Consider the following 26,630-nt stretch of genomic DNA (forward strand, 5'->3'; position numbering starts at 1 on the left):
AAGCGGTCCTGTCGGGTTGTCAGGCGGGCTCGAGCGCGCGCTCCTGCGCCTTGGCAAGGGCGCCGGCCTCGATCGCCTCGATCTGCAGCGCGATGTAGCGCGAGTAGATCCGCGCCTGGGAGAACGATCCTCCGGTGAACCACAACCCCGGCTGGGGCGTGCGCGTCCACATGTTGGCGAGCTCCTGGCTCACCGGGTCGATCCCCCACACCGGACCCACCCTGCGGGCGACCTCCTCGCCGAAGAGCTCGCCGAGGAGGTGGGCCGGCCCCTTGTAGCCGGTGGCAAGCACCACGAGGTCGGCCGGCACGGCGCGGCCGTCGGACAGCCGCAGGCCGTGGCTCTCGAAGGTCTCGACGTCGCTCGCCTGGACGAGGGCGATCCCACCGTCGGCGATGAGGTCGGAGCAGCCGACGTTGAAGTAGTACCCGCCGCCGCGCTGGCGGAACTTCAGTGGCCAGCCGGTGCCGTCCTCGCCGAAGTCGAGCTTGAAGCCGACCTTCTCCAAGCGTCCCAAGAGGTCGGCGTCCAGTGCGCGCACCTCGTCCGTGATGCGCTTGTGGATCGGACGCACGACGGGGAACGGGACGGACACGTTGAGGAGATCGCGCACGCTGATGTCCGGCCCGTCGCCCCAGTAGATCCCGTCGTAGCGCTGCGCGGGCTCGACGTTGACCACGAGCGTGGGGCTGCGCTGCACCATCGTCACGGTCGCGCCGTTGGCGTGGAGTTCCTGGGCGATGTCGTGGGAGCTGGTGCCGGTGCCCATCACCACGACGTTCCTGCCACTCCAGTCCCGTCCGGCGGCGAACGCGCTGGAGTGGAGCACCGGACCGTCGAACTCCTCGATCGTGGGGATCCGTGGGATGTTCGGCGTCCCAGAGACGCTCGTCGCCATGACGATGTGCCTGGGCTGCAACGTGCGGGCCGTGCCGTCGGCGCGCCGCAGCCGCGCGGTCCACCCGTCGGCGGCGTCGTCGTAGGTCGCCCCCTCGAAGCTCGTCTCGGTCCAGAACGCGATGTCGAGGCTGTCCACGTAAGCCTCGAGCCAGTTCGCGACCTTGTCCTTCGCGATGTACTGCGGGAACGTCGCCGGGAACGGCATGTAGCGCATGTGGTTGACGGGCGTCTTGTTGTGCAGCTTCAGCCCGCTGTAGCGCAGCCGCCAGTTGTCGCCGATGCGCCGCTCGCGGTCGACGACGAGCGCCTCGAAGCCCAGGCGCTGCACCTCGGCGGCCACCGTGATGCCCGCGTGGCCACCGCCGACGACGAGGACGTCGGGCTCGCGATCCTCGAACTGCGCCGCGCGACGGCGCGCCCGCGGCCAGTCCACCTCGGTGAAGTCGCGCTGGTGGGACTGCGGTGCGGCGTCCTCCGCCCGGCGGAGCCTGCGGTCCATGTCGAGCCCGGTGGACAGCGTCCACGCCCTCGGCGCGTCGCCGGCGACCAGGCGCGCGATGCCCTCGCCCGGCCCCTGCCGGCTCTCGAAGCGCACCGCGAACTCCACGACCGTCCGGCCGGCGACGGTGTTCGCCCGCGGCGCGAGCTTCGCCTCGTCGATGGCGAGGTCACCGGCGGCCGCCTCGCGCGCCCGCACGAGAAGTTCGCGGGCGATCGTCTCCGCGCCGCAGAACGTCACGAGCGGCCACGAGATCCCACTGAGGTTCCGCCAGCACCCGTCCGCCTCGAACAGCCGCGCCAGCCCAGCCGGGTCGCCCTTGGCGAGCGCCGCGTTGAACGACGACAGCCACCCCGCGGCCGTCTCGTTGGGTTCGTGGAACATCGCGTCCTCCACTCGCTGGGTCGGCAGGGCCGGGACGCAAGAGTAGACCCGACTGCGACGCACCACCAAGCGCGGCCACCCAGCAAGACGCGCTCGAGCAGCTCCCAAGCCGCGCCCGCGGGTTGTCGCTGGGGCACGATCCGCATTAGCCGGCGAGCGGCAGCTCCGCTCCGTCATCACCCAGCCAATCGCTGAGGGCTTGGCTGAGCTCGAGGGGGACGACGACGGGGGTGTCGCTGACACCTTGGGGACCGGCGACGCCCAGGCCGAGCAGCGCGGCGATGGCAGGGGGCACGTCGGGCACGGTCGGAGCTTGCGCGTCGTAGAGGTCGCCCAAGCCGCCGCCGCTCGCGTCATCGAGTGCGGCAACGAAGGTGTTCGACTGGACCACGGGGGACAGGTTGACCGCCCCGGCCGAGGCCACGTTGTCGGCGAACACGATGACGCTGTCGTGGGCCACGTTGATGAAGGTCGCAGCGATGGCCTTCGCGCTGGCGTCGTTGTCGCTCACGCTGATGTTGGTCTGGACGCCGGCACCCTCCGCGTCGCCTGTTGCCGTAACGTTGTTGGTCTGCTCGGTGGGGGCGACGTTGAGCGCCGTCGCATGCGCCGTGTTGCCGCCGACGACGACCACGCTGTTGGTGATCTCGTCGATGATGGTGATCGCGAGCGCGACGGCGACGCTGTCGTTGTCCACGATCGCGGCGTTGAGTTGGCCTTGGTCCGCGTCGGCGATCCCAGCCCACGCAGCAACTTCCGGCACGATGGGAGGGGGATCGGATAAGCGTGCGGCTGGTCCGAATGCTGCGCCGTGCGGGGTCGGCGGGATCGCCGGAGCCTTGCTATCCGCGTCCGCATCGGTCGGCGGTCCCGTCGTCGTGCCAACCTCGGGGCTCGAGGCCGCGCGCTCGGGCGCGGACGGCAGCCCCTTGCCCGCATGTGGCTTCGACGCGACCTCAACTCGCACGCCGGCCGACGGCAGCGTCTGGTTCCCGACCGGCGGCGCTGCCTCCCCGGCAGGCTCATCGAAGACTGGTTTGGCGCGCGCCGCATCGGCGTCGGCCGAGACGGGCGGCGGTGAGGGGTCAGCGGTTGCCGCGTCGGTCGAGGCGCCCGAGGTCCCGTTCGGGGCCGGCCACGACGCGCCGTTCCCGGCCGCGCCCTGGCGGGCGCCGCCGTCCCGATCGGTCGCGCTCGTCGGGAGTTGGCCTGGACCTGTCCCGTCGTGCGGTCTGCCTTGCAGCCGGTCCCAGAGGCTCATCAGGAAGGTCCTCGTTGGTCGCAGGATGGGCGGTCGCCGCCGCCGCTTACGGACGTTTGCAATTCAGTCCTCCCGGAACGCGCGGTTGAGCGAGTCGAGGAGCGGAGCGAACGCGTAGAGCGCGACGGTCGTCTCGCCCGTCTTGACGAAGATCTGCACTGGCATGCCGAGCAGGACCTCGATGTCGCCGCGTCCGGCAAGGTCGTCACGGATGGCGACCGTCATCGCGTAGTACATCTCGCCGGTGCGAGGATCGGTGAGGCCGTCGGCCGACAGGTGCGTGACGATGCCGTGGAGCGGCCGCGCCCGACGATGGTTGTAGGCCACGAGGTGCACCTCGGCCGGAAGCCCATGCCTGACCACGTCGATGTCCTCGGGTCGGAGGCGCGCCCGCACGACGGGACGGTCATCGCGCGGTGTGACGTCCAGCAGCGGTGCGCCGGGGCTGATGGTGCCGCCCGGCGTGCGAACGCGGAGGTCCGTCACGACGCCGTCCTCCGGTGCCCTCACCTCGAGTCGGGCGAGCTCGTCCCGCGCCACCTCCAGCATCTCGGCGAGTTGCAGCGCCCTGTTCTGCGCGTCGACGAGCGCCTGGGTCGTCTCCTTCTGACGGTCGCGCTGCAGCTTCAGGAGGTCGGCCTTGGCCTCGGCAATCGCCTGACGGGTCCGTGCGATCCGCGCCAAGGCCTCGGCGCGGCGGCCGACGACTTCGACCTCCTCCCGCTGCAACGCGAGGAGCCGTGGGCGGGGGGCGAGGCCGCGATCGACCAGGCGCTCGACGTCCGCGATCTCGCGCTGCGCGAGCGCGAGCCTGTCCTCGGCCGCGCCCCTTTGCGCCTCGAGCCCGACGATCTCCTGGACGAGCTGGGCGATCCGCTCCGCGGTGATCTCGTCCTCCGCCTCCGCGACCGCACGTCCCGTGTCGAAGACGGCCCTTTGTCCGGCGAGCAGGGCCGCGACGGAGCGGTCCACGCCGGCAGCAGCGGCCAATCGGTCCGGGAAGACCAACGTGGCTCCGCCGCCGAGCTCGGCGTTCAGCCGGGCCTCCCGCGCACGGGTGTTCCAGAGCTGCGCCTGGAGGAGGTCGGCCTTGGTCCGCACCTTCGTGTCGTCCAGCCGGATGAGCGTCTGCCCGGCCTGCACCACGTCGCCGTCGCGAACGAGGATGTCGCGGACGATGCCGCCTTCGTAGTGCTGCACGCTCTTGCGCTTGGTCTCGGCCTCGATCACGCCGGCGGCGATGGCAGCGCTCTCGAGCGGGGCGAAAGCGGCCCAGCCCCCAAGGCCGACGATGAAGACGAGGACCATGATGTTGCCGAGCCGCGTGAGGCCGCGCAGCCGAGCCGCGGGCGATGCGGGGGCTCCCGCTGGTGCCGCTCCGTCGTCGCCCGGCGAGCGAGCGATCCCCATCATGCTCATGGGCGTCCCTCCGGTGACACGGGCGACGCGCTGCCCTGCGGGCGGGTTGGGGCCGCGTCCGCCATAACCGCACTCCGACCTTGATCGAGCGTCGGCGGCGAAGCCTCCGCGGCCGTGACACGCTTCTCGTAGATCTCCTGCGTCGGCCCGAACCGAGCGAGCGTGCCCCCTTGCAGCACCGCCACCTTGTCGGCGACGGTGAGGCACGCGACGCGGTGCGCGATGAGGACGACGACGGTGCCGCCGGCCTTCGCCACGGCCACCGCATGGAGGAGCGCCCGCTCGCCGCAGTCGTCGAGGTGCAGGTAGGGCTCGTCGAGCACGACGAGCTGGGGGCGGCCGAAGAAGGCACGCGCCAGCGCGATCCGTTGCCGGTGCCCCCCGGGGAGCGCGGTGATCGTGCTGAGCTCCGTGTCGTACCCTGCGGCGAGCTGCATGATGGCCGCATGTACGCCGACGAGCTTGGCCGCCGCCGTGACGGCCGCCATGTCGATGGGTCCGAGGCGGGCGATGTTCTCCGCGATCGTGCCCTCGAACAGTTCAGGCTCGGGCGGCAGGTAGCCGAGGTGACGGGCGCCGCTGCCGCCGACCCAGGTGCCGACGTCGATGTCGTCGAGCTGCACGCGGCCCACGGTGGGCGCCAGCGTCCCGGCGATGACGCGCCCCAACGTGGTCTTCCCCGACCCGGTAGGCCCGACGATGCACAGGCACTCGCCCGGACTGAGCGTCAGCGACACCCCCTGCAGCACCAGGCTTGTCGTGCCCTGCGGCACGTAGGTCATGTTGCGCACGCGCAGCTCGCCCCGCGGGACGCCGGTCGGAGGGACCTGAGGCTCGGCGGTCCGGCCGCCCGTCGACAGGACCTCCGTCAGCCGGTCGTGGGCGAGCCGCACCGAGCCGAGCGCCTTCCAGCCGACGATCGCCCCCTCGATCGGCCCGAGACCACGCCCCAAGAGGAGCGAGGCGACGAAGATGATGCCGGGGTTGAGGTGGTCCCTCAAAACCAGCCACGCGGCAGCGCCCATGATGAGGACCTGAGCGAGGGAGCGCGTTGCCCGCGAGAGCGCCTGGAACGCCTCGCCGCGCCGTAGCGCCGACCCCTGCGCGGCGCGCGCCGCCAACTGGTGGCCGCCGATGGATCGCGCGACGCCGTCGAGCATGCCCATGGCGCGGATCGCCTGCAGGTTGCCCACCGCGGCACTCAATCGTTGCTGGACCCGCGCCTCGGCGACTTGGGCACGGTTGATCGCATCCCTGGTCAGGAGCTCACCGCCGAGCGCGCTGGCGACCATCACCAGGACGCCGGTCGCCGCGATGCCGCCGAGCAGCGGATCGACGAGGAAGAGGAGGCCGACGAAGACGATCGCCCAGGGCAGGTCGAACAGGGACAGGCATCCCGGCGACCCGATGAACTGACGCAGCGCCGTCAGGTCGCGGTAGGTCTCGGCGGCGACGTTGCGGTCCCTTCGCTCGGCGTAGGCGAAGGTCGCGCTGAGCGCCGAGGGGCGCAGGCGATCCTCGAGCCACAGTCCGAGGCGGGCCATGATCCCGCGCCGCAGCGAGTCCAAAGCGGCGTCGACGAGCACCGCCGCGGCGATGATGCCCGTCAGCATGACGAGCGTGTCGACGCTGCGGCTCGGCAGCACTCGATCGTAGATCTGCAGGAGGAAGAGCGGCGGTGCGAGCAGAAGCAGGTTGTAGCCGCAGCTGTAGGCGAAGACGAGGCCGAACGTGCCGCGGCAGGCGCTGAGCGCCCGTTGCAGCTCGGTGGGGCACCGTCGCCGGTCGAACCTGTCTTGGGTCAGCATGGCGGGCACGGGTCGGGTTCCTGGTCCATGGGTCGGCGCACGTTTTCGAGGGACGCCGCGGCGCGCGACGCGACGGAGGCCTCGCTCGACCGGAGGGCCCCTGGCATTGGATCGCCAAGCCCCTCGCGGTCGAGGTCAGGCCGGGATCTGCTCCCGGCCTGCAGGTCAGAGGACGTCCGCGTCGCTATCGATGATCGAGTCGAGGTCGAGGCCCAGGTTGATCTGGGTGATCGGCGATGCGTTCACGGCAGTGGACGTTGCCGTGGCAAGGTTCGCGGCGTTGACCGCGATCAGCCCGGCCGCCACGTCGTTGCCGCCGGAATCGGCCTGCGAGCCAGCCGACGCGTCGTTGTCGCTGACGTTCCAGTTGGCCTGTTCCATCAGCGTCTGGATGGCATTCATGGTCCGCTCCTTAGGGTTGCACCCTCAACGGCGGGCATGCCGCTGCGGGTAGCTGAACGGGCCGTTCAGGCCATGATGTCGGATGGGCTCAACAGCTCGGCGTCCGCATCGAAGAGCGCGTCGATGTCCGACCCGACGTTGGCCTGGGTCACCGGCGACAGGTTCACGCCGGCCGCGGTCGCGGTTTGCGGGTTGAGCAGGTTCGCCGCGATCAGGCCGCCCACGACCTGGTCCCCGCCTCCGCTCGCCATGGCGGCGGCCGGGGAGTCGTGGTCGCTGTGATTCACGTTCCCCTGGGGAATGTATGAGAAGTTCGTGTTCATCGTCAGTCCTTCCTTTCGGTGCCACGCAGCCGCCGGCATCGCTCGCCGACCCCGACGCTGCCCCTGCAAGCTGACGGCGAATCCTCGGGCCCGATATTGCCAGGATGGGGGCAGCCCCCTGCACGCGGCCACGCCGTCGGGGTCGCCCCGCCGGATGTGACGTCATCACTTCCGGTGCACGTCGGCATGGGGACACGAGCGTAGACACCCCAGCGAGGGGCGTCCCATCGGACCCGTCCGCCGCGCGGCGGGGCGAGCCCGACACCCCCGATCGGAGCCATCGGCACGCGGCCACCCTCCGCCAGCATCCTGATGGGCTGCCCCGCAAGGCCGGTCGGCACGCAGGCTCCGGCGAGGTACAATCTGTGATCATCAACCCTTACATCAACCCCGGGTTGTAGTGGTGGGCCCCGTGCCGAAATACTTCTTTCACCTTGTCTCGCAGCACAGCGCCCATCGCGATCGCGATGGCGTTGAGTTGCCGAGCGATGCCGCGGCCGGACAGACGGCGGCGGAGGTTGTCGGAGACATCCTGCGCCGCGAGCCAGATGTCCTTCGCGAGTGGACAACCTGGAGCATCGAAATCGAAGATGCACACGGCAGACGGGTAGCGAACGTGCCGCTTACCCAGAAAAAGCCGCAACGATGACGGTCACTCGGAGTTGGCAAAACACAGCATGGAGGAAAAGACCGAGGACACCGCCGACCGGAACCCGCAATCGCTCGCCGACATCCTCAAGCAGGGTGGCTAAAGCTATCACAAGCGCAGGCATGGCAAGCCTGTAGCCGGAGTTTCGCATGTCGAGAGAGGTGGATCAGCGGGCGCTGTTCGAACGGCCCGTCCTCGTCGTGATCGAACGCGGAGCGTTGCTCCGGTCCTTGATGCGAAGCGTCCTCGAGGCGCAGTTCGACCAGTTCGACGTGCTGGAGTTCGCCGGCCACGACGAGGTCGACAACGCCGACGGCCGCAACGTACGGCTCGTCGTCGTGGGAGTTGCCGGGACGGCCGGGATCGAGCAGCAGTCCGAGGCGCTGCGCAAGGTCGTCGACGCCGTCCCCGACACCCCGGTTGCCCTCATCTGCGAGACCGACGAGACCGACTTCGCTTGGACGCTGCGAGCGGGCATCAAGGGCGTCATCTGCTCGACGACGACGCCCATCGAGATCGTCATCCCCGCCCTTCAGCTGCTGCTCGCCGGCGGGACGTACTACACGACCTCGCTGCTCGACGGCGTCCGACCGCACGGCCCTCGACACCACAGCGCACCAGCGAGTGACCCTGCCTTCGATGGCGCTGCGGCAAACATCGCCGTGCTGCTGACCGCTCGCGAGCAGCAGGTGCTGAACCAGATCTGCAATGCGCAGTCGAACAAGCAGATCGCCCGCAGCCTCAGCATCTCCGAGAACACCGCCAAGATGCACGTGCGCCGGATCCTGTCGAAGCTGCACGTGCGCACCCGCATCGAGGCCGCGCTCCTGTTCCGTTCCCCCGTCGACCAGGCGTCCTGACGCGCCGCGCCACCGTGCGGTCGCGCAGCGCGAAGGCCGGCAGTGCGCCGCGGCGGCGACGGCGGAGGGGCACACTGCCCGCGCCGCCACTCGGCCCGCCTGCGTCAGCTTGCCGGGCGAAGGCAGCCGGCGAGGTTGTCCGCGATGGTCCTGATCAGCGTCGGATAAAAGTCCGGACCCGGGCGGATGTCCGCCCCCAACGGGTCGAGGGCGCCTTTGCTCGCATCGGTGCCTTCGATGACGGCGTCGACGAGGCGCGGTTCGAACTGGGGCTCCGAGAAGACGCAGGCGGCATCGGTGTCTGCGATGATCGCCTTGACCTCGGCGATCCGTGCCGGGCTCGGCTGCGCCGCATCGCCGAGCGAGATGGCACCGGTCGCCTCGACGTCGAAGCGCGCTTCGAAGTAGTGGTAGGCGTCGTGGAAGACCACGAAGCTCTGGCCGCGCACCGGCTCGACCGTCTCCGACACCTCTGCGATCAGCGTGTCGAGTTCCCCCTTCGCCGAGGCGGCGTTGCCGTAGTAGGTGGACGCGTTGTCCGGGTCGACCTGCGACAGCGCGGCTGCGATGGCGTCCACCCAGATCTTTGCATTCTCCGGATCGAGCCAAGCATGGGGATCCACGCCGTGGTGGGCGTGCGCGTCATCGTGGCCATGATCGTCGTGCGCGGCAGCGTCTTCGTGATCGTCGTCGGCGTCGGCCGCGTCGTCCCCAGGGCCAAGTCCGTCGCCGTGGTCATCGGCTTCGAAGGTCGCGCCCCCGCGGGACTCCAGGCGAATGGTGTTCGGCAGCTCCAGAAGCGCGACGGTCTGAGCATCACCCGCCAAAGAGCCGATGGTGCGGGCGAAGGCGGGGCTCAGCTCCTCGCCGATCCAGAACACAATGTCGGCGTCCTGCATGGCGGCGGCTTCCGATGGCCGCATGGCGTATCCGTGCGGCGAGGCGCCGGGCGGGACGACGAGGGTCGGCTCGCCAACGCCCTCCATCACGCGCGACACCAGGGAGTGGACGGGCAAGATGTCCACCGCGACCTGCGGGGCTGCAAGAGCGGGCGCTGCCACCGCTGACACGAGGGCAGTGGCAAGGAGATGGGGCTTCATGGTTCGCACCTTCGCTTGAACGAGCGCCGACGACGGCATATTGTGACGTTATAATGTATCGTCGAACGGAACCAGCCCCATCAACCGAGCGCGCGCTCGAAGCGGCCGAGCGGCTGTGCGCTGCCCGCGGCCAGCGCCTGACGCTGCGCCGTCGGCACACGCTCAAGATCTTGTTGGAGGCTGAGCGGCCGCTCGGTGCCTACGATGTCTTGCATCGTCTCACCGCCCTCGGCTTCGCTGCGCAGCCGCCCGTGGCCTACCGCGCGCTCGACTTTCTCATCGAGCAGGGGTTCGTCCACAAGCTCCGGGACACGAAGACGTTTCTGGCGTGTCGCCACCCCCTGGAGAGCCACGGCGCGGCGTTCCTGATTTGCCGCGGGTGCGGGCAGGTGGACGAAATCTGCGTCGAGCCGAAGAAGGGCGCGTTCGGGCGTGCTGCCCGCGAGGCGGGCTTCATCATCGAGAACACCGTGCTCGAAGCGGAAGGTGTGTGCGCGCAATGCTCCAGGACCGACGCGTGACGCTCCTGCGCGGCACTGAGCTTTCGGTGACGCTCGGCGCGCGAACCGTGCTCCAGGGCGTTGAGATCGCGATCGAGCAGAACGAGATCGTCACCGTCATCGGCCCCAACGGCTCCGGCAAGTCGACGCTTTTGCGAACGCTCCTCGGGATGCTCGTCCCCCGCCGCGGTACGGTCACGCGCAGGGACGGTCTCGTCGTCGGCTATCTGCCGCAACGTCTGGCGCTCGACCCTACCATGCCCATGAGCGTCTGCCGGTTCCTCAACCTGCCGCATCGAGCGCGCCGTGCCGACCGGGAGGCTGTGCTGTCGCGCGTCGGGTTGCCGGGCTTCGAGCGCCGGCCCATGGCCGCGCTGTCGGGGGGAGAGTTTCAGCGCGCGCTGTTGGCAAGGGCGCTGGTCGCCCGACCGGACATTCTGATGCTCGACGAGCCCACCCAGGGGCTCGATCAGACGGGGGCTGCCGCATTCTACAAGCTGATCGATGCCGTGCGCGGGGAAACCGGCTGCGCCGTCCTGATGGTCAGCCATGACCTTCACGTGGTGATGGCCGCGTCCGACCGCGTGGTCTGCCTCGCCTCCGGCAGCGTCTGTTGCGAGGGCGCGCCGGAGCATGTCGCGAGCGCGCCCGCCTATCGCAGCCTCTTCGGCGAAGGCACCGAGGGCGCGCTCGCGCTCTACCGCCACCACGACCACGCCCATCACCTCCACGGTCCGCACGAAGACTGTTCGTGATGCTCGACGACTTCCTGACGCGGGCTGCGCTGGCCGGCGTCGGCGTCGCGCTTGCCGCAGGGCCCCTCGGCTGCTTCGTGGTGTGGCGCCGCATGGCCTACTTCGGCGACGCCACGGCCCACGCCGCCATCCTCGGCGTGGCGCTCGCGCTCGCGCTCAACATCTCGCTGTTCGTGGGCGTCGTCGCGGTGTCGCTCCTGATGGCCGCGACGGTCTCGGGGCTTTCCGGCCGGGGCGTCGCAATGGACACGATGCTGGGTGTTCTTGCCCACACCGCGCTCGCCGCGGGGCTCGTCGCCGTCTCGTTCCTCGTCGGCGTCAGGATGGACCTCGTCGCCTACCTCTTCGGCGACATCCTGGCGGTGAAGCGCACCGACTTGGCTGTGATCTATGGCGGCGCGGCGCTCGTCGTCGGCCTTCTTGCGTGGCGCTGGTCGGCGCTTCTCACGTCCACCCTCAATCCAGACCTTGCCGGGGCGAGCGGCATCGATGCCGGACGCGAACAGCTCGTGCTGACCTTGGCGCTCGCCATCACGGTGGCCGTCGCCATCAAGGTGGTCGGCGCGATCCTCATCGCCTCGATGCTGATCATCCCTGCCGCCGCCGCCCGCCCCCTCTCGCGCACGCCTGAAGCCATGGCCGTCCTCGCCGCACTCTTCGGAGCCATCGCCGCGCTCGGTGGCCTCTGGGGGTCCTTCCACTTCGACACGCCGACAGGGCCGACGATCGTGGTCACGGCATCGACGTTATGCGCGGCGACGATGATCATCGGGGCCATCCGCCGAGCCGTCGAGGCAAGTTCGTCGAACGCGGCGGACCCGAGACACAGATGATGTCGTCGATCACGACCCCGCTCGAGATGAGCCGCGCCCCTCCGGTATGCCTCCCGCTCGGCCTTGCGCTTGGTGAAGCGTCCATCGTCCGCGACTGACAGGGCCCCGGGAGTGTCCCCGCTCCGAGCTGGACCCTGTCCGTGTCGTGGTCCCGTTGGGACCCGGGCGCCGACGGCGAGCGGGGCGGTTGAGCTTGCCGGCCGTCCGGGCTACGCCCCTCGGGTAGGCGCCTGTAGCTCAGCTGGTAGAGCATCCGACTTTTAATCGGCAGGTCGTGGGTTCGAGTCCCACCGGGCGTACCACAGCCTTGAGATCCTTATCGAATGCGACCTCTGATGCTACAGAGCCATGGTCGCGTGCGGTTGATGCATCAGCACACGGTGCCTTAGTTCGACCGATGCAACAACGGTCCGACGGGCGCGAGCTCACCAGGTGTCGATGAACCCTCGACGCTCGCCCCGACGAGGCTCGCCCGCTGCACGCGCGCCGGCCACGATCATCCGGCGGGTCTCCACCGGGTCGATCACCGCGTCGATCTCGAGGCCAGAGGCGTAGCTCACCGCCTTGCCCTTGGCGTAGAGCTCACCCAGAAGGCGCTCGTAGAGCCCCTCGCGCGCGGCGGGGTCGGCCTCCGCGTCGAGCTCGCGGCGGTAGCCGAGCCGCACTGCGCCCTCGAGGCCCATGCCGCCGAACTCGCCCGTCGGCCAGCTCACGGTGAACGCCGCCCTGTGGAAGCTGCCGCCCAGCATGGCCATGGCGCCGAGCCCGTACCCCTTGCGCAGCACGACGCCGAACATCGGCACCGTGAGCGCCGCGCCGGTGACGAACATGCGGCACACGTGCCGCACCAGGCCGGTGCGCTCCGCCTCGGGACCCACCATGAAGCCCGGCGTGTCGACCAGCGAGACGAGGGGCAGGCCGAACGCGTCGCATAGCTGCATGAAGCGCGCCGCCTTGTCCGCCGCGGGGGCGTCGATGGCCCCGCCGAGGTGCCGCGAGTTGTTGGCGATGAGGCCGAACGGGCGCCCCTCGATCCGCACCAGCGCCGTCACCATGCCGATGCCGAACTCACGGCGCAGCTCCAGCACCGAGCCCTCGTCCGCCAGCGCCGCGATGACGGTGCGCACCTCGTGGCTGCGCAGCCGGTTCTCCGGGATCGCCTGCCGCAGGATGCGCTGGTCCGGCTCGCTCCAGGTGGCGAGGCGGCCTTGGAAGTAGCCGAGGTACTGTCTGGCCGCCCGGCACGCCTCCCGCTCGTCCGCCACGCGCACGTCGACGACGCCGTTGGGCGACTGGACCGCCGTCGGCCCGACCTCCTCCGCGGCGTACGCACCGAGCCCGCCGCCCTCGATCATGGCGGGCCCGGCCATGCCGATGCTTGCGCCCTCGTCCGCGATGATGACGTCGCAGCAGCCGCGAGCGCCGCGTTGCCCGCGAAGCACCGCCCAGAGACGACGCCGACCAGCGGGACCTTCCCGGACAGCGCCGCGAACCGGCCGAAGGTCGGGTTGTCGAGCCCCGCGATGGACACCCGCTCCGTCTCGCCAGGACGCCCGCCGCCACCCTCGGCGAACAGGATGACGGGGAGCGACAGGTCGCCGGCGAGGCCGAAGATGCGGTCCGTCTTGCGGTGGTTGCGCTGCCCCTGGGTGCCGGCGAGCACCATGTAGTCGTAGAGCGCGAGCGCGCACTGCGCTCGCTCAGGCCCGAACAGCGCGGCGTTCACCGTCCCCGTCCCGGTCACGATGCCGTCGCCGGAGGTGTTGGCGACGAGGTCGTCCATCGTCCGCCGCGCCCGCTGCGCCGCGACGGCGAACGCGCCGTACTCCACGAAGCTGCCCGGGTCGATGAGGTCGGCAAGGTTCTCCCGCGCCGTGCGTTGGCCCCTCGCGTGGCGCCGCGCCACCGCCTCGGGGCGGCCCTCGTCGAGCCCGACCGCGGCGCGGGCGAACACCTCCGCAAGGTCCGGACGGATGGCCTCGAGGTCGGCCTCCTCAGTGGCGTCCGCCTCCGCCTCGGCGTGCTCGGCGGGCTCCAGCGTCAGGATCGGCGCTCCCTTCGCGCAGCGCCTCTCCCACGCGGGCGAGGACGGCAAGAACGGTGCCCGCCGTCGGCGCTGACACCACGTGCTGCATCTTCATCGCCTCCAGCACGGCGACTTGACGACCGGCGCCCACCACGTCGCCGACGGCAACGTCCACGGTGACCAGCGTCGCCTGCATCGGCGCGCGGACGGTGCCGGCATCGCCGGGCCCGGCGTCGATGGATGCGGCCTCGCGCCGCTCGGCCTCGGGCAAGGGGGCCAGCGCCTCGGCGGCCATGGCGAGCTCGGCGGCATGGGCCTCGACGAAGCCCGTGGTGATCGCGTTGGCGCCGACCTCGGGTCGCGCGAGGAGCGCTCGCAGCCAAGCGATGTTGGTCCCCGGACCCTCGACGACGAACTCGCCGAGCGCCCGCTCGGCCTTGGCGACGGCGGCGGCGTAGCCGTCCTCGCTGCGCACGACGACCTTGGCGAGGAGGCTGTCGAAGCGCGGCGACGGATCGGTGCCGGCACCCGCGTAGCCGTCGACGCGCACGCCGGGACCGGACGGCGCCTCGTAGCGGGTGATCGGGCGGACCGCCGAGCGCGCCTCCCCCGACGCGTCCATCCGCTCCATGGCGACGCGGGCCTGCAGCGCGGTGCCGCGCAGCCTGCCGATCCTGTCCTGGGACAGTCCGAGGTCGGCGAGGCTGGCACCCGTGGCGATCACGAGCTGCAGCCGCACGAGGTCGAGCCCGAACACCTCCTCGGTCACCGTGTGCTCCACCTGGATGCGCGGGTTCGCCTCGATGAAGGCCGGCTCGGGCGCGAGGAGGAACTCGAACGTGCCGAGGCTGCGATAGGTGTCGCTCGCGGCCATGGCGCAGGCCCAGCCGGTGAGCCGGTCGCGCAGCGCAGGGCCGATCGACGGGCTCGGTGCGACCTCGATCAGCTTCTGGTGCCGGCGCTGCAACGTGCACTCGCGCTCGCCGAGGTGGACGACGGCACCGGTGCCGTCGCCGAGCACCTGCACCTCCACGTGCCGCGCGTCGGGCAGGAAGCGCTCCACCGTGAGGGACGGGTCGCCAAAGGCGGCGTCCGCCTCGGCGGCGCAGCGCGACCAGGCGGCCTCGAGCTCCGAGGCGCCGCGCACGACGCGCATGCCGCGCCCCCCGCCGCCGGCGACCGCCTTGACCATCGCCGCCTCGCCGTCGCCGAGGTCGCGCAGGAAGGTGTCGGCATCCTCGAGGCTCGTCGCACCGACCGTGCCCGGGACGACCGGCACGCCGAGCGCCTCCGCTCGCGCCTTCGCCGCCACCTTGTCGCCGAACAGGGCGAGCGAGGATGGCCGAGGGCCGACGAAGACGAGCCCGGCGGCCTCGCAGGCCCGGGCGAACGCCGCGCTCTCCGACAGGAAGCCGTAGCCGGGATGGACGGCGTCGCAGCCCGCCTGCTGCGCCGCCCGCACGAGCGCATCGAGGTCGAGGTAGGCCGCCGGACCCTCGGCCGGAAGCGCGACCGCCGCGTCCGCGCGGCGCACGTGGGGGCTCGATGCGTCGTCGGCGGAGTGCACGGCGACGGTGCCGATCCCCACCTCCGCGGCCGTGCGGGCAATCCGCACGGCGATCTCGCCGCGGTTGGCGATGAGGAGCCGCGTGATCAAGCGGCCAGCTCGACATCCGCGGACGAGCGCGCTGGCTGCCGCACCGCCCTGCCAAGCCCCGGTCGCGCAGCGGCCGCCTTGCCCAGTCCGGCCATGCCGCGCGTCCCGCTCAACGTTGCCCCCTCAAGCTGCTGTCCGACGGTCCCGGCAACGCTCGGCCGGCGACGCCTCAGCCCAAGCATAGGCGTCGCGGCCCGCTTCATAAAGCCAGCGGTGCCGGATGCAGGACGGCAACCGAGCGCTGCATGCTTCCCTCGTCGGGCGATCCCCCGCACACTGGGGCGACGGCGAACCGAAGGCGAGGCAAGACGATCATGCGAAACATCCCGCTGAACGAGGCGCTCGTCGAGGCGCGCCAGACCTACGCAGCGTCACGGCCGCGGACGCAGGCGGTGCACGAGGCAGCCTGCGCGCACCTGCCCGGCGGCAACACGCGCTCGGTGCTCTACCACGGGCCGTTCCCGATGCGGGTCGAGCGCGGCGAGGGGCCATACCTGTTCGACGTGGACGGGCATCGCCTCGTCAACCTCCTCGGTGAGTACACCGCCGGCGTCTTCGGCCACTCCCATCCCGTGATCCGGCGGGCGCTGGAGGAGGCGATCGCCGACGGGCTCAACCTCGGCGCCCACACCGTCGCCGAGGCCGAGCTCGCCGCCCTTGTCACCGCACGCTTCCCCACGATGGAGCAGCTTCGCTTCACCAACTCCGGCACCGAGGCGAACCTGATGGCGGTGTCGACGGCCCGCCACGTCACCGGGCGCAGCAAGGTCATGGTGATCAACGGCGGCTACCACGGCGGGCTGTTGTACTTCGGCGGCGGCGGCATCCCCATCAACGCACCCTTCCCGTTCGTCCTCGCGCCCTACAACGACGCCGCCACGGCCTGCCGGCTCGTCGAGGAGCACGCCGACGACCTCGCCTGCGTGCTCGTCGAGCCCATGATGGGGTCCGGCGGCTGCATCCCCGCTGCGCCGGGGTTCCTCGCGTCGCTTCGCGAGGCGACGACGAGTGCGGGCGCGCTCCTCATCCTCGACGAGGTCATGACGTCGCGCTTCGGCCGGCACGGCGGCGGAGCCCTCGCCGGCGTGACGGCGGACCTCATGACGCTCGGCAAGTGGGTCGGCGGCGGGATGTCGTTCGGCGCCTTCGGCGGACGGGCGGACATCATGGCGATCTACGACCCGACCGCCGAAGGCGCGATCCCCCACGCCGGGACCTTCAACAACAACGTCCTCTCCATGCGCGCCGGCATCGCCGCCCTCGCCGAGGCGTTCACGCCGGACGTCGCGGAGGCTTTGCACGCCCGCGGCGAGGCGCTCCGCGGGAGGATGAACGCGGTCTTCGAACAGCACCACGTCGGCATGAGCCTCACCGGGATCGGCTCGCTGATGACGATCCACGCGACGGCCAGCCCGGTGAACTCCCCCGCGGACCTTGCCACCGCCGACGACGGCGCGAAGGAGCTCGTCTTCCTCGACCTCCTCGAGCGTGGCTACTACGTGGCGCGGCGCGGCTTCATCGCGCTGTCCGTGGCGCTGGGCGAGGCCGAGCTCGACGGCTTCGTCGACGCCGTGGAGGACGTCGTGCGGCACCGCCGCGCGGTGCTGCCGTCGCGCCTCGCCGCGGCGGCCTGAGCCTCGCGTGCGACCCATGCGACCAACTGGCCTCCCGCGGAACGGGAGGCGTGGAGCGTCGTTCGCCGTCGCAACGATGGAGGTAGCTCATGTCGAGCGGAGACAGGTCCGGGACGCAGGCCAAGCACGACCCGAAGGACGTCGAGGACGCCCACACCACCGACCAGCTGCGCGCGGAGATCGATGCCGGTAAGACGGGCGACAAGAACGCCCACAACGACCCCTCGGCCGCTCCCCTCGGTGCGGACGCGGAGGCCGGCGGCCGGCCGACGCCGCGCGAGGACATCGAGGAGGCGCGAAGGAACGAGGTCCGCAAGGACTGACGGCTCGCACGCCACAAGGGCACGCGCTCAGATGACGACCGCGTGCCCGTCCTTGCGGGGATCCGAGCCGGCCGCGTAGACGTCGCCCCAGCGGGCGATGGCCTGGGCCCCGCCGAACGCGAACGCCGTGTTGGGCGCTTCGTGCACGACCTCGTGCCCGCGCGCCACGAGGCCCTCCACCGTCTCAGGCCGCATGTGCCGCTCCACGGCGACGCGACGCCCGGCGAGGAAGCGGAAGCGCGGCGCGTCGATGGCCGACTGCAGCCCCTGCCCATAGCGCGCGATCCGGGTAATGAGCTGGGCGTGACCCTGCGGCTGGATCGGCCCACCCATCACACCGAACGCCATGAACGGCGCGCCTCCCCGGGTAACGAACCCCGGGATGATGGTGTGGAACGGCCGCTTGCCGGGACCGACGACGTTGGGGCTCGCCGGGTCGACGACGAACCCGGCGCCGCGGTTCTGCAGGCTGATGCCGTAGCGCTCGACGACGACGCCGGAGCCGAAGCCCATGTAGTTGGACTGGATGAAGGAGACCATCATCCCGTCCGCGTCCGCGGTCGTGAGGATCACGGTACCGCCGGCGAGCGGCAGCCCGGTCTCCGGCTCGCCGGCTCGGTCGGGGTCGATCAGCTTGGTGCGGGCGTCGAGGTAGGCGGGGTCCAGCATCTGGGCCGGCGTCACCTGCATGTGCGCTGGATCGGCGACGTGGGCGTGAAGGTCTGCGAACGCGAGCTTCACCGCCTCGATCATGAGGTGCATGGCCTCGACGCCGTCCGGATCGTCGGGCAGATCGAGCCGGTCGAGGATGCCGAGCGCGATGAGCGCGGCGATGCCCTGTCCGTTCGGACCGATCTCGTGGGTTTCCACCCCGTGGGCGGACATCGCCAGCGGCTCCACCCAGTCGGCGGTGTGGGCGGCGAGGTCCGCCTCGGTCATCGCGCCCCCCTCCGCCTGCGCACGGGCGGCGATCTCCCTCGCGATCGCCCCGGTGTAGAACTCCTCGCCCTTGGACCGTGCGATGAGCTCCAGCGCCTCGGCGGCCGCGGGCATGGCGAACACCTCCCCGGCCGCCGGCGCGTGCCCGCGCGGCATGAAGGTCGGCGCGAAGCCCGGCTGCCCCGACAGCCGCTCGGTCTGGTTCGCCCACGAGGCCGCGGTAACGGGCCCGACTCCGTAGCCGTCCCGAGCGATGCGGATGGCGTCCTCGAGGAGGTCGGCGAACGGCAGCCGCCCGAACCGGTCCGACAGCGCGCGCCAGGCCGAGACCGCGCCGGGCACGGTGACGGTGTCCCAACCCTCGTGGGGCATCGTGGTGCGGCCGGAGAAGCGCTTCGCCGTCCAGCCCTGCGGCGAGCGCCCGCTGGCGTTGAGCCCGTGCAGCGCGGTCCCGTCCCAGACGAGCGCGAACGCGTCCGACCCGAGGCCGTTCGACACCGGTTCGGTCACCGTGAGCACGGCGGCGGTGGCGAGCGCCGCGTCGACGGCGTTGCCCCCGCGCCGCAGCGCGGCGATGCCAGCCTGGGCGGCGAGCGGTTCGGACGCCGCCACCGCGGCGCGGCCGAAGTTCGTCGAGCGGGCGGACGGATAGAGACTGCGCTGATGGAAGTTCATGGCACCATGATCGCAACGTCGTCGTGTCGTAACACCGGTGGCGGAGGCCTTCCACCACGCCTCAGCGGTGCCGCTCCGATCATTGACATCTGCGGTTCATTGTTTAGCTACAGTGTTGGATCGGCCGAGCCGAATGACCGCCGCGCGCCCATTGTCGCCGCGCCGCCAAGCAAGAGACAACCAAACCATTTCTGACCCGATGTTCAACGAACTCGGCCTCAGCCCGAAGGTGCTTTCCGCCGTCGAGGCTGCCGGGTACACCAAGCCGACGCCCATCCAGGCGGAGGCGATCCCGCACGCGTTGCAGAAGAAGGACGTGCTCGGCCTCGCGCAGACCGGGACGGGCAAGACCGCCTCGTTCGTTTTGCCGATGCTGTCCCTCCTCGAGAAGGGACGGGCCAGGGCGCGCATGCCGCGCACGCTCATCCTCGAGCCGACCCGCGAGCTCGCCGCCCAGGTGGAGGAGAGCTTCGAGAAGTACGGCGTCAACCACAAGCTGACAGTCGCGCTGCTCATCGGCGGCGTGTCCTTCGGCGACCAGAACCGCAAGATCGATCGTGGCGCCGACGTCGTCATCGCGACGCCGGGTCGCCTGCTCGACCACATCGAGCGCGGCAAGCTCCTCTTGCAGCAGATCGAGATCCTCGTCGTCGACGAGGCGGACCGCATGCTCGACATGGGCTTCATCCCGGACATCGAGCGCATCTGCAAGCTGCTGCCGACGCGACGCCAGACGTTGTTCTTCTCGGCCACGATGCCGAAGGAGATCGTCAGCCTCGTCGACCGCTTCCTCACCGACCCCGTGCGGGTGGCGGTCTCCCCGCCGTCCTCGGCGGCCGAGACCGTGACCCAGCGCTTCGTGAAGTCCGGCGCGTTGCCTAAGGAGAAGCGCGAGACGCTGCGCCGTCTGCTGCACGCGGCGGACGAGCTCACCAACGGCATCATCTTCTGCAACCGCAAGCGCGACATCGGCACGCTCTTCCGCTCGCTGGAGCGGCATGGTTTCTCGGCCGGTGCGCTGCACGGCGACCTCGACCAGCGCACCCGCATGGCGACGCTGGACGCCTTCAAGACGAACAAGCTGACGCTTCTCGTCGCCTCGGACGTCGCCGCCCGCGGGCTCGACATCCCTAAGGTCAGTCACATCTTCAACTACGACGTCCCGCACAACGCGGAGGACTACGTCCACCGCATCGGCCGCACCGGGCGGGCCGGACGCTCGGGCAGCGCCTTCACCATCGCAACGCCCGAGGACCGCAAGCTCGTGGCAGCCATTGAGGCCATGCTGAAGCATGACGTGACGTGGCTCGATGAGCCGGAGCGTGCCGCGGCTCCCTCGAAGGGGCCGTCGGAGGACGCTCCCGCAGAGAGCCGTGGCAGCGATCGCCGAGGCCGCCGCGAGCAGCGCCGACGCGAGCCGGACCGCACAAGCGCCGAGCATCGCGCCAAGGCGAGCGCCGAACGGTCCGAGGGCGAGCGCCGAGGCGAGCGGCCTCGCGCATCCGAGGGCGGGCGGGGTGGCGAGCCCCAGGGCGAGCGTGGACGCGGGCGCAGCCGTGAGCCGGAGGACTTGCGCGTCGCCTTCAAGGACACGCCCTACGTGCCGGCCTTCCTGACGCGCGCGGTTGAGCCACGCAAGGCGTCCGATCGCTCCGAGGCGCCCGAGCCCGTCGAGTGATCGACGGACCGGCGTCGACGGGACGTTAACCGGCAGGACGGACGTTCGGGCTGCGTCATGCCTTCCTTGGCGCGACAGCCCGAGTGGAGCCTGTGCCCCATACCCGTCCGAACCCGCCATCATCGACCAGCCGGGTACCCCTGCTGCGGCTGGAGCTCGTCGGCCCCGTGGCGGCGTCCGCCGAGGTCGAGGCGCGTCCGGACGAGACCCATGTCGCGCTCGGCGCAGTCCGAGGCGTTGGCACGGACCCAGGCGGGCGCACCACCTCGCCGACCGAGCCGAGCCGGCGTACACCCAAGGAGGCGTCCCCTGCAGCGAGCAAGGACGAGCGAGGATCGACCCCGCCCCGGGCGTGGGACGGTTCGGCGCCGGCGACGAGCGCGCTGAAGGGCAGCGCGGTCGACGGACCGTTCGTCGGCGAGCGGCCGATGCTGATGCGCGATGCTCGACGGCTGTGGATGCGCGGCCGGGCCGGACGCGCGCCACCCGCCGTCCTGATCGTTTCGCTGCACGCCCGTCAATTCACCGAGGTCAGCCAGCTGCCGCGCACGCATCGCGCCATTCGCGACGCGCTCGAGAGGGTCGGGCCCACGTACGCCACGGGGCTGTGCACGCTCGCCCTCCTACTCGAAGTGTCCCCGCCACACCGAGCCGACAGGGTCGCGGAGGCCGTTCGCGACACCCTCGAGCGGTCCTTCGCAGCGGAGGGCCGGGAGGGTATACGCATCGCATGCGGCATCGCGGCGCTGCGTCGCGGCGACGACCCGACCGTCGCGGTGTGCATCGCCGAAGACTGCCTCCGCCTCGCGCAGTCCGGCATGGATCCCATCGTGTCGGAGGCGTCGATGCCCGACGCGCGGCGACACGCCGCCTGATCGCACGCTCAAGCGCAGCATCGATCCGCAAACAGGCGTCTGCGCGCGCAGCGTCCCTGCCCTTCGCCAGGAGCGCTCCAAGTTTAGCGAGGGTATCCTCGAGCGCCGACTTGCAGAGCTCGGCACAACTTGCATGAACGGACTTTACATGGATCGGGCGGTGGTCACAGTCCCGCTCGGGGAGGACGACGCATGCTTGAGGACGATCAGGAGACCAAGGACGGCAAGCTGAACGACCTCGCCGAGAGCGTGCGCGGGCAGAACGGGGACGTCGCCTTCGCGACCTTCGCCGAGCTCCTGTTCCGCCACGCTGCCGCGGAGGATCTCTCGCGCTACAGCGTGGAGGACCTCATGCGCATCGCGCAAAAGGGTTGGGACGCGTTGCAGAAGCGCCCGCTTGATGCGCCGGGCGTCACCGTGATGTCGCCGGAGGAGCTGTCCGTGGTGGAGGCCGGGACGCACCGTGCGATCTCCGTGGTGGAGGCGATCAACGCCGACAAGCCGTTCCTGTTCGGCTCGCTGAAGAACGAGCTCCACGCGCAGGACCTCGAGCTCCACCTCGTGGTCCATCCGATCTTCGCGCTGGAGCGCGACCGGGACGGCAGCCTCGTCGCCTTCCACGGCGAGGCGCAGGCCGGCGACGGTCATGCCCACGAGAGCTTCGTCCACGTCCACATCGAGCCGCTCGACGACGCGGGCGAGCGGGAGGCCCTCGCCGAGGCGTTGACCCGGGTGCTGGCGGACGTCGACGCCGCCGTCGCGGACTGGCCGAAGATGCGCGCGCTCCTGCGCGAGGCGATCGAGCGCTACCGCCACGAGCCGCCGCCGGTGGACACGGACGTTCTGGAAGAGGCGATCGCGTTCCTCGAGACCGTGGAGCGGTCCGACTTCATCCTGACCGGGATGCGTCAGTACACGCTCGACGGTTCGCCGGACGAGGGCGAGCTCGTCGGTGAGGACGACGGGCTCGGCATCCTGCGCGACCCTGAGCTCAAGGTGCTGCGCCGCGGCACGGAGCTCGTCACCATGACGCCGGAGGTGCGCGAGTTCCTCAAGCGTGCCGACCCCATCATCATCGCCAAGGCGAACGTGCAGAGCAGGGTCCACCGGCGGACCCACCTCGACTACATCGGCGTCAAGCGGTTCGAGGACGGCTCCCTCAAGGGTGAGCTGCGCATCGTCGGGCTGTTCACGTCGGCCGCCTACACCGGCTCGGTGTTCGCCATCCCGATGCTGCGGCGCAAGGCGAACAACGTGGTCAGGGCGCTCGGCTTCGACCCGCTCAGCCACTCGGGCAACGCGGTCGTCAACGTCCTCGAGACCTACCCGCGCGACGAGCTGTTCCAGATCGACGAGGGGCTGCTGGCCCGCTTCGCGCTCGCCATCCTGCAGCTCTCGGAGCGACCGCGCGTGCGGGTCCTGTCGCGCATCGACCCGTTCGACCGGTTCGTCTCCGCGCTGATCTTCGTGCCGCGCGACCGCTTCACCACCGCGGTGCGCGAGGCCATCGAGGCGATGATGGCGGAGGCCTACGACGGACACGTGTCGGCGCGCTACGTGTCGATGCCCGAGGGCGTCCTCACCCGCCTCCACCTCATCATCGGCCGGCGCGAGCGCGAGACGCCGCGGCCCGACCCGCGCGAGCTCGAGGATCGCATCTCAGCGCTGATCCGCACATGGTCGGACGAGCTCCTGCGCGCTGCGGTGGCAGCGCCCAAGCTCAGCCTCGACCGCTTCAAGATCGCCGACTGGTCGCCCTCGTTCTCCGACTCCTACAGGGCGACCTACACGGCCGAGCGCGCGGTGCGCGACATCACGATCCTGGAGCGCATCGGCGAGGAGACCCCGACCGCGATCCTGTTCTTCCGGCGCGACGCGGTGGAGGGGCCGGACCGCTGCTCGCTGAAGATCTACCACAAGGACGCACCGATCCTGTTGTCGGCCCGCGTCCCAATCCTCGAGAACATGGGCTTCATCGTCGTCAACGAGCGCACGTTCCGCGTGACCGTGCCGCATTCCGAGGGCGGCATCTACATCCACGACATGACGCTCGCCGTCGCCTCGGGCGAGGCGATCGACGTCGCGGCCCACGCCGAGAAGCTGCAGGCCATGTTCATCGCGGTGTGGGAGGGCATGGCGGAGAGCGACGGCTACAACGCGCTGCTGCTGAACGCCGGCATGGGGTGGCGGGACATCGCCGTGCTGCGCGCGCTCTCGCGCTACCTGCGGCAGGCCGGCATCGCCTACGGCCAGGACCTCATGGCCGACACGTTGAACGCCTATCCCGAGCTCGCCAGCGCGATCGTGGAGCTCTTCCGGGCGCGGTTCGATCCGGACTGGGACGGAGAGGATCGCGAGGCCGCCGCCAACCGGATCGCCAACGGCATCGAAGAGCTCTGCAACGACATCACGAGCCTTGCCGACGACACGATCGTCCACCGCTTCCAGAACCTCGTCGAGGCAGCGGTGCGCACCAACGTCTTCCAGCGCGAGGACGACGGCGAGCCGGCGCGCACGTTCGCCTTCAAGTTCGATCCCCGCAAGATCGTGGGACTGCCGCGCCCAGCGCCGTTCCGTGAGATCTGGGTCTACTCCCCGCGCGTGGAGGGCGTGCACCTGCGCTTCGGCGCCGTCGCCCGCGGCGGTCTGAGGTGGTCGGACCGGCCGCAGGACTTCCGGACCGAGGTGCTCGGCCTCGTCAAGGCGCAGCAGACCAAGAACGCGGTGATCGTGCCGGTGGGCGCCAAGGGCGGCTTCTTCCCCAAGAAGCTGCCGGACCGGGCCAACCGCGACGCCTTCCTCGAGGAGGGCCGCGAGGCCTACAAGGTGTTCGTCGACACCATGCTCGACATCACCGACGACCTCGACGGCGACGAGGTGGTGCCACCGGAGCGCGTGGTCCGCCACGACGGGGACGACGCCTACCTCGTGGTCGCCGCGGACAAGGGCACGGCGACGTTCTCCGACATGGCCAACGCGATCAGCCAGGCGCACGGCTTCTGGCTCGACGACGCGTTCGCCTCCGGCGGCTCGGCGGGATACGACCACAAGGTCATGGGCATCACCGCCAAGGGGGCCTGGGAGGCGGTCAAGCGCCACTTCCGCGAACTCGACCACGACATCCAGACGAAGCCGTTCACCGCGGTCGGGGTCGGCGACATGTCGGGTGACGTGTTCGGCAACGGAATGCTCCTGTCGCGCGTCACCCGCCTCGTCGCCGCGTTCGATCACCGCGACATCTTCATCGACCCGGACCCGGACCCCGAGAGGAGCTACGCCGAGCGCGAGCGGCTGTTCGGGCTGCCGCGCTCGTCCTGGCAGGACTACGACCGCTCGGCGCTGTCGGCGGGGGGCGGCGTCTACTCGCGCTCGGCCAAGTCCATCGAGCTGTCGCCGGAGGCAAGGCTCGCCCTCGACATCGGGCGCGGCTCGCTGACGCCCGCAGACGTGATGCGCGCGATCCTGCAGGCGCCGGTGGATCTCCTTTGGTTCGGCGGGATCGGCACCTACGTGCGCGCGCCGCACGAGTCGAACCTCGACATCGGCGACCGCGCCAACGACGCGATCCGCATCTCGGCGCACGAGGTGCGTGCTGAGGTCGTCGGCGAGGGCGCCAACCTCGGCGTCAGTCACGCCGGACGCATCGCCTACGCGCTGGCGGGTGGCCGCATCAACTCCGACGCCATCGACAACTCGGCGGGCGTCAACACCTCGGACATCGAGGTCAACATCAAGATCGCCCTCGCCGACGCCATGCGGAAGGAGAAGCTGACGCGCGAGGAGCGCAATGCGCTGCTCGCCGAGATGACCGACGAGGTGGCCGCGCTCGTCCTGCGCAACAACTACCTGCAGACGCTCGCGATCTCGTTGTCCAAGATGCAGAACGTGCAAAACGCCGGCTACCAGCGCCGGCTGATGGAGGTCTTGGAGCCGCGCGGCCTCGACCGCGAGATCGAAGGGCTGCCGTCCAACGCCGCGCTCGACGACCGCGTCCACCGCGGCGAGGGGCTGACCCGGCCCGAGATCGGCGTGCTCCTCGCCTACGCCAAGATCACGCTGTTCGACGACATCCTGCAGTCCGACGTCCCCGACGACGACTACCTGTCGCGCGAGGTCTTGCGCTACTTCCCCACACAGATGACCGAGCGCTTCGCCGATGAGGTGCGCGGCCATAAGCTGCGCCGCGAGGTCATCTCGACGATGCTCGCCAACTCGATGATCAACCGGGGCGGGCCGACCTTCGTCGTCCGCGTCGGGGACCAGACGGGCGCGCCGGTGCCGCTGATCGCCCGCGCGTTCGCCGCCGCGCGCGACGCGTTCGGCCTCATCGCCCTCAACGGGGAGATCGACAAGCTCGACAACGTGCTGCCCGGCGACGTGCAGCTGAGGCTCTACGCCAACGTGCGCTCGCTGCTCGTCGATGCCGCGGTCTGGTTCGTGCGCAACGAGAGCTTCGCGACCGGGCTCGAGGACGTCATCGCCCGGTTCCGTGCCGGCATCGACGCGCTGCGCGGGCTCTACCAGACCGTGCTTCCTGAGGACGATGCGGACGAGCTGCGCCAGCACGCCGCCCTGCTCGCGGGCGACGGAGTGCCCGACGCACTGGCCCAGGAGTTTGCCCGCCTGCCGCTCGCCGTCGCCGGGCTCGACGTGACCGTCGTCGCGGACGCCTGCCGGGTCGACCTCGCGGACGCCGGCGCCGTGTGGTTCGCGCTCAACGACCGCTTCCGCATCATGCAGCTCGACGAGACGGCGCGCAGCATCGAAGCGGAGGACTACTACGACGGGCTGGCGCTGGACCGGGCGCGGCGCGTGCTGGCGGACGCCCACCGCAACCTTGCCATCGACGTCCTCATGAGTGTGCGTGAGGGGTCGGGCACCGAGCGGGTCGACGCGTGGCTCGCCTCCCATGGGGCGGTGGTCGCCCAGACGCAGCGCGCCGTCGCCGACATCGTCGGAGGCGGGCGGGCGAGCATCTCGCGCCTCGCCGTCGCCTCCGGCCTCCTCGCCGACCTCGCGGCACCCTCGAGGGTTGCAGCGTGACGGCCCTCCAGGTCCGGGCTCCGTGTGGCTAGCTGATATGCGACGACCCGGTTAACGCCGTCTTCACCGTGCGTCCCCATATGTCGG

Annotated in this window: 18 protein-coding genes, 1 tRNA gene and 1 pseudogene; 11 read left to right on the forward strand and 9 right to left on the reverse strand. The window is 70.6% G+C overall.

Annotated elements, in window-relative coordinates:
• Positions 1-19: 19 nt before the first annotated feature.
• The 6 genes from ACOOE8_RS05730 to ACOOE8_RS05755 all read right to left on the reverse strand — a co-directional run bounded on the left by ACOOE8_RS05730 (position 20) and on the right by ACOOE8_RS05755 (position 6,996).
• Positions 20-1,783, reverse strand: a complete 1,764-nt coding sequence (locus ACOOE8_RS05730) for an NAD(P)-binding domain-containing protein (protein WP_420393885.1) — start codon at positions 1,781-1,783, stop codon at positions 20-22.
• A gap of 145 nt (positions 1,784-1,928) precedes the next feature.
• On the reverse strand, positions 1,929-2,480 hold the full coding sequence (locus ACOOE8_RS05735; protein WP_420393886.1) for a hypothetical protein: 552 nt from the start codon (positions 2,478-2,480) through the stop codon (positions 1,929-1,931).
• Positions 2,481-3,107: 627 nt separating this feature from the next.
• Positions 3,108-4,463, reverse strand: coding sequence for an HlyD family type I secretion periplasmic adaptor subunit (locus ACOOE8_RS05740; RefSeq protein ID WP_420393887.1), 1,356 nt, complete (start codon positions 4,461-4,463; stop codon positions 3,108-3,110).
• The gene (locus tag ACOOE8_RS05745; protein ID WP_420394635.1) at positions 4,460-6,271 is read right to left on the reverse strand and encodes a type I secretion system permease/ATPase; all 1,812 of its coding nucleotides are present in this window, start codon (positions 6,269-6,271) and stop codon (positions 4,460-4,462) included. Before ACOOE8_RS05745 ends, ACOOE8_RS05740 begins: the two co-directional genes overlap by 4 nt.
• A gap of 165 nt (positions 6,272-6,436) precedes the next feature.
• Entirely contained in the window at positions 6,437-6,673 is a 237-nt protein-coding gene (locus tag ACOOE8_RS05750; protein WP_420393888.1) for a hypothetical protein, read from the reverse strand.
• A gap of 65 nt (positions 6,674-6,738) precedes the next feature.
• Positions 6,739-6,996: a hypothetical protein gene (locus tag ACOOE8_RS05755; protein WP_420393889.1), complete on the reverse strand. Its 258-nt coding sequence runs from the start codon at positions 6,994-6,996 to the stop codon at positions 6,739-6,741.
• 412 nt (positions 6,997-7,408) lie between these two features.
• Here ACOOE8_RS05755 and ACOOE8_RS05760 point away from each other — a divergent pair, with 412 nt between their 5' ends.
• Together ACOOE8_RS05760 and ACOOE8_RS05765 are read left to right on the forward strand one after the other, a co-directional pair.
• Complete coding sequence (locus ACOOE8_RS05760; RefSeq protein ID WP_420393890.1) at positions 7,409-7,645, forward strand: DUF6894 family protein; 237 nt, start codon at positions 7,409-7,411, stop codon at positions 7,643-7,645.
• A gap of 149 nt (positions 7,646-7,794) precedes the next feature.
• A complete protein-coding gene (locus ACOOE8_RS05765; protein ID WP_420393891.1) occupies positions 7,795-8,505 on the forward strand; it encodes a response regulator transcription factor in 711 nt (236 codons plus the stop codon).
• Positions 8,506-8,609: 104 nt separating this feature from the next.
• Here ACOOE8_RS05765 and ACOOE8_RS05770 read toward each other — a convergent pair whose 3' ends face one another.
• Positions 8,610-9,605, reverse strand: a complete 996-nt coding sequence (locus ACOOE8_RS05770) for a zinc ABC transporter substrate-binding protein (protein ID WP_420393892.1) — start codon at positions 9,603-9,605, stop codon at positions 8,610-8,612.
• Between the two features lie 173 nt (positions 9,606-9,778).
• Between ACOOE8_RS05770 and ACOOE8_RS05775 the strand changes: the two genes are divergently transcribed.
• The 4 genes from ACOOE8_RS05775 (at position 9,779) to ACOOE8_RS05790 (ending at position 11,995) form a co-directional block, all read left to right on the forward strand.
• Complete coding sequence (locus ACOOE8_RS05775) at positions 9,779-10,126, forward strand: transcriptional repressor (RefSeq protein WP_420393893.1); 348 nt, start codon at positions 9,779-9,781, stop codon at positions 10,124-10,126.
• A 26-nt stretch (positions 10,127-10,152) separates the two neighbouring features.
• Entirely contained in the window at positions 10,153-10,860 is a 708-nt protein-coding gene (locus ACOOE8_RS05780; protein ID WP_420393894.1) for a metal ABC transporter ATP-binding protein, read from the forward strand.
• Positions 10,860-11,693 (forward strand): metal ABC transporter permease, encoded by an 834-nt coding sequence (locus ACOOE8_RS05785; RefSeq protein ID WP_420394636.1) that lies wholly within the window; start codon positions 10,860-10,862, stop codon positions 11,691-11,693. Before ACOOE8_RS05780 ends, ACOOE8_RS05785 begins: the two co-directional genes overlap by 1 nt.
• A gap of 226 nt (positions 11,694-11,919) precedes the next feature.
• Positions 11,920-11,995 (forward strand) — tRNA-Lys (locus tag ACOOE8_RS05790).
• A gap of 123 nt (positions 11,996-12,118) precedes the next feature.
• Here the strand turns inward: ACOOE8_RS05790 and ACOOE8_RS05795 are convergent.
• Positions 12,119-15,376: pseudogene (locus ACOOE8_RS05795) on the reverse strand (carboxyl transferase domain-containing protein).
• 314 nt (positions 15,377-15,690) lie between these two features.
• Between ACOOE8_RS05795 and ACOOE8_RS05800 the strand changes: the two are divergent.
• Both ACOOE8_RS05800 and ACOOE8_RS05805 read left to right on the forward strand, forming a co-directional pair.
• On the forward strand, positions 15,691-17,010 hold the full coding sequence (locus ACOOE8_RS05800; protein ID WP_420393895.1) for an aspartate aminotransferase family protein: 1,320 nt from the start codon (positions 15,691-15,693) through the stop codon (positions 17,008-17,010).
• Between the two features lie 89 nt (positions 17,011-17,099).
• Positions 17,100-17,333 carry a hypothetical protein gene (locus tag ACOOE8_RS05805; protein WP_420393896.1) on the forward strand — a complete coding sequence of 78 codons (234 nt, stop codon included), beginning with the start codon at positions 17,100-17,102 and terminating at the stop codon, positions 17,331-17,333.
• A 27-nt stretch (positions 17,334-17,360) separates the two neighbouring features.
• Here ACOOE8_RS05805 and ACOOE8_RS05810 read toward each other — a convergent pair whose 3' ends face one another.
• Complete coding sequence (locus tag ACOOE8_RS05810) at positions 17,361-18,947, reverse strand: gamma-glutamyltransferase family protein (RefSeq protein ID WP_420393897.1); 1,587 nt, start codon at positions 18,945-18,947, stop codon at positions 17,361-17,363.
• A 199-nt stretch (positions 18,948-19,146) separates the two neighbouring features.
• Between ACOOE8_RS05810 and ACOOE8_RS05815 the strand changes: the two genes are divergently transcribed.
• The 3 genes from ACOOE8_RS05815 (at position 19,147) to ACOOE8_RS05825 (ending at position 26,543) form a co-directional block, all read left to right on the forward strand.
• The gene (locus tag ACOOE8_RS05815; RefSeq protein ID WP_420393898.1) at positions 19,147-20,625 is read left to right on the forward strand and encodes a DEAD/DEAH box helicase; all 1,479 of its coding nucleotides are present in this window, start codon (positions 19,147-19,149) and stop codon (positions 20,623-20,625) included.
• Between the two features lie 167 nt (positions 20,626-20,792).
• Entirely contained in the window at positions 20,793-21,500 is a 708-nt protein-coding gene (locus ACOOE8_RS05820; protein ID WP_420393899.1) for a hypothetical protein, read from the forward strand.
• Between the two features lie 192 nt (positions 21,501-21,692).
• Positions 21,693-26,543 carry an NAD-glutamate dehydrogenase gene (locus ACOOE8_RS05825; RefSeq protein ID WP_420393900.1) on the forward strand — a complete coding sequence of 1,617 codons (4,851 nt, stop codon included), beginning with the start codon at positions 21,693-21,695 and terminating at the stop codon, positions 26,541-26,543.
• Positions 26,544-26,630 lie beyond the last annotated feature (87 nt).

This window comes from Acuticoccus sp., from assembly GCF_965213555.1.
Taxonomy (GTDB): Bacteria; Pseudomonadota; Alphaproteobacteria; order Rhizobiales; family Amorphaceae; genus Acuticoccus.

Excerpts from the sequence above, each read along its gene's own strand:
- ACOOE8_RS05730 (WP_420393885.1), bottom strand. The coding sequence starts at position 1,783 with ATGTTCCACGAACCCAACGAGACGGCCGCGGGGTGGCTGTCGTCGTTC.
- ACOOE8_RS05740 (WP_420393887.1), bottom strand. The coding sequence starts at position 4,463 with ATGAGCATGATGGGGATCGCTCGCTCGCCGGGCGACGACGGAGCGGCA.
- ACOOE8_RS05745 (WP_420394635.1), bottom strand. The coding sequence starts at position 6,271 with ATGCTGACCCAAGACAGGTTCGACCGGCGACGGTGCCCCACCGAGCTG.
- ACOOE8_RS05750 (WP_420393888.1), bottom strand. The coding sequence starts at position 6,673 with ATGAATGCCATCCAGACGCTGATGGAACAGGCCAACTGGAACGTCAGC.
- ACOOE8_RS05755 (WP_420393889.1), bottom strand. The coding sequence starts at position 6,996 with ATGAACACGAACTTCTCATACATTCCCCAGGGGAACGTGAATCACAGC.
- ACOOE8_RS05765 (WP_420393891.1), top strand. The coding sequence starts at position 7,795 with ATGTCGAGAGAGGTGGATCAGCGGGCGCTGTTCGAACGGCCCGTCCTC.
- ACOOE8_RS05770 (WP_420393892.1), bottom strand. The coding sequence starts at position 9,605 with ATGAAGCCCCATCTCCTTGCCACTGCCCTCGTGTCAGCGGTGGCAGCG.
- ACOOE8_RS05785 (WP_420394636.1), top strand. The coding sequence starts at position 10,860 with ATGCTCGACGACTTCCTGACGCGGGCTGCGCTGGCCGGCGTCGGCGTC.
- ACOOE8_RS05800 (WP_420393895.1), top strand. The coding sequence starts at position 15,691 with ATGCGAAACATCCCGCTGAACGAGGCGCTCGTCGAGGCGCGCCAGACC.
- ACOOE8_RS05805 (WP_420393896.1), top strand. The coding sequence starts at position 17,100 with ATGTCGAGCGGAGACAGGTCCGGGACGCAGGCCAAGCACGACCCGAAG.
- ACOOE8_RS05810 (WP_420393897.1), bottom strand. The coding sequence starts at position 18,947 with ATGAACTTCCATCAGCGCAGTCTCTATCCGTCCGCCCGCTCGACGAAC.
- ACOOE8_RS05815 (WP_420393898.1), top strand. The coding sequence starts at position 19,147 with ATGTTCAACGAACTCGGCCTCAGCCCGAAGGTGCTTTCCGCCGTCGAG.
- ACOOE8_RS05825 (WP_420393900.1), top strand. The coding sequence starts at position 21,693 with ATGCTTGAGGACGATCAGGAGACCAAGGACGGCAAGCTGAACGACCTC.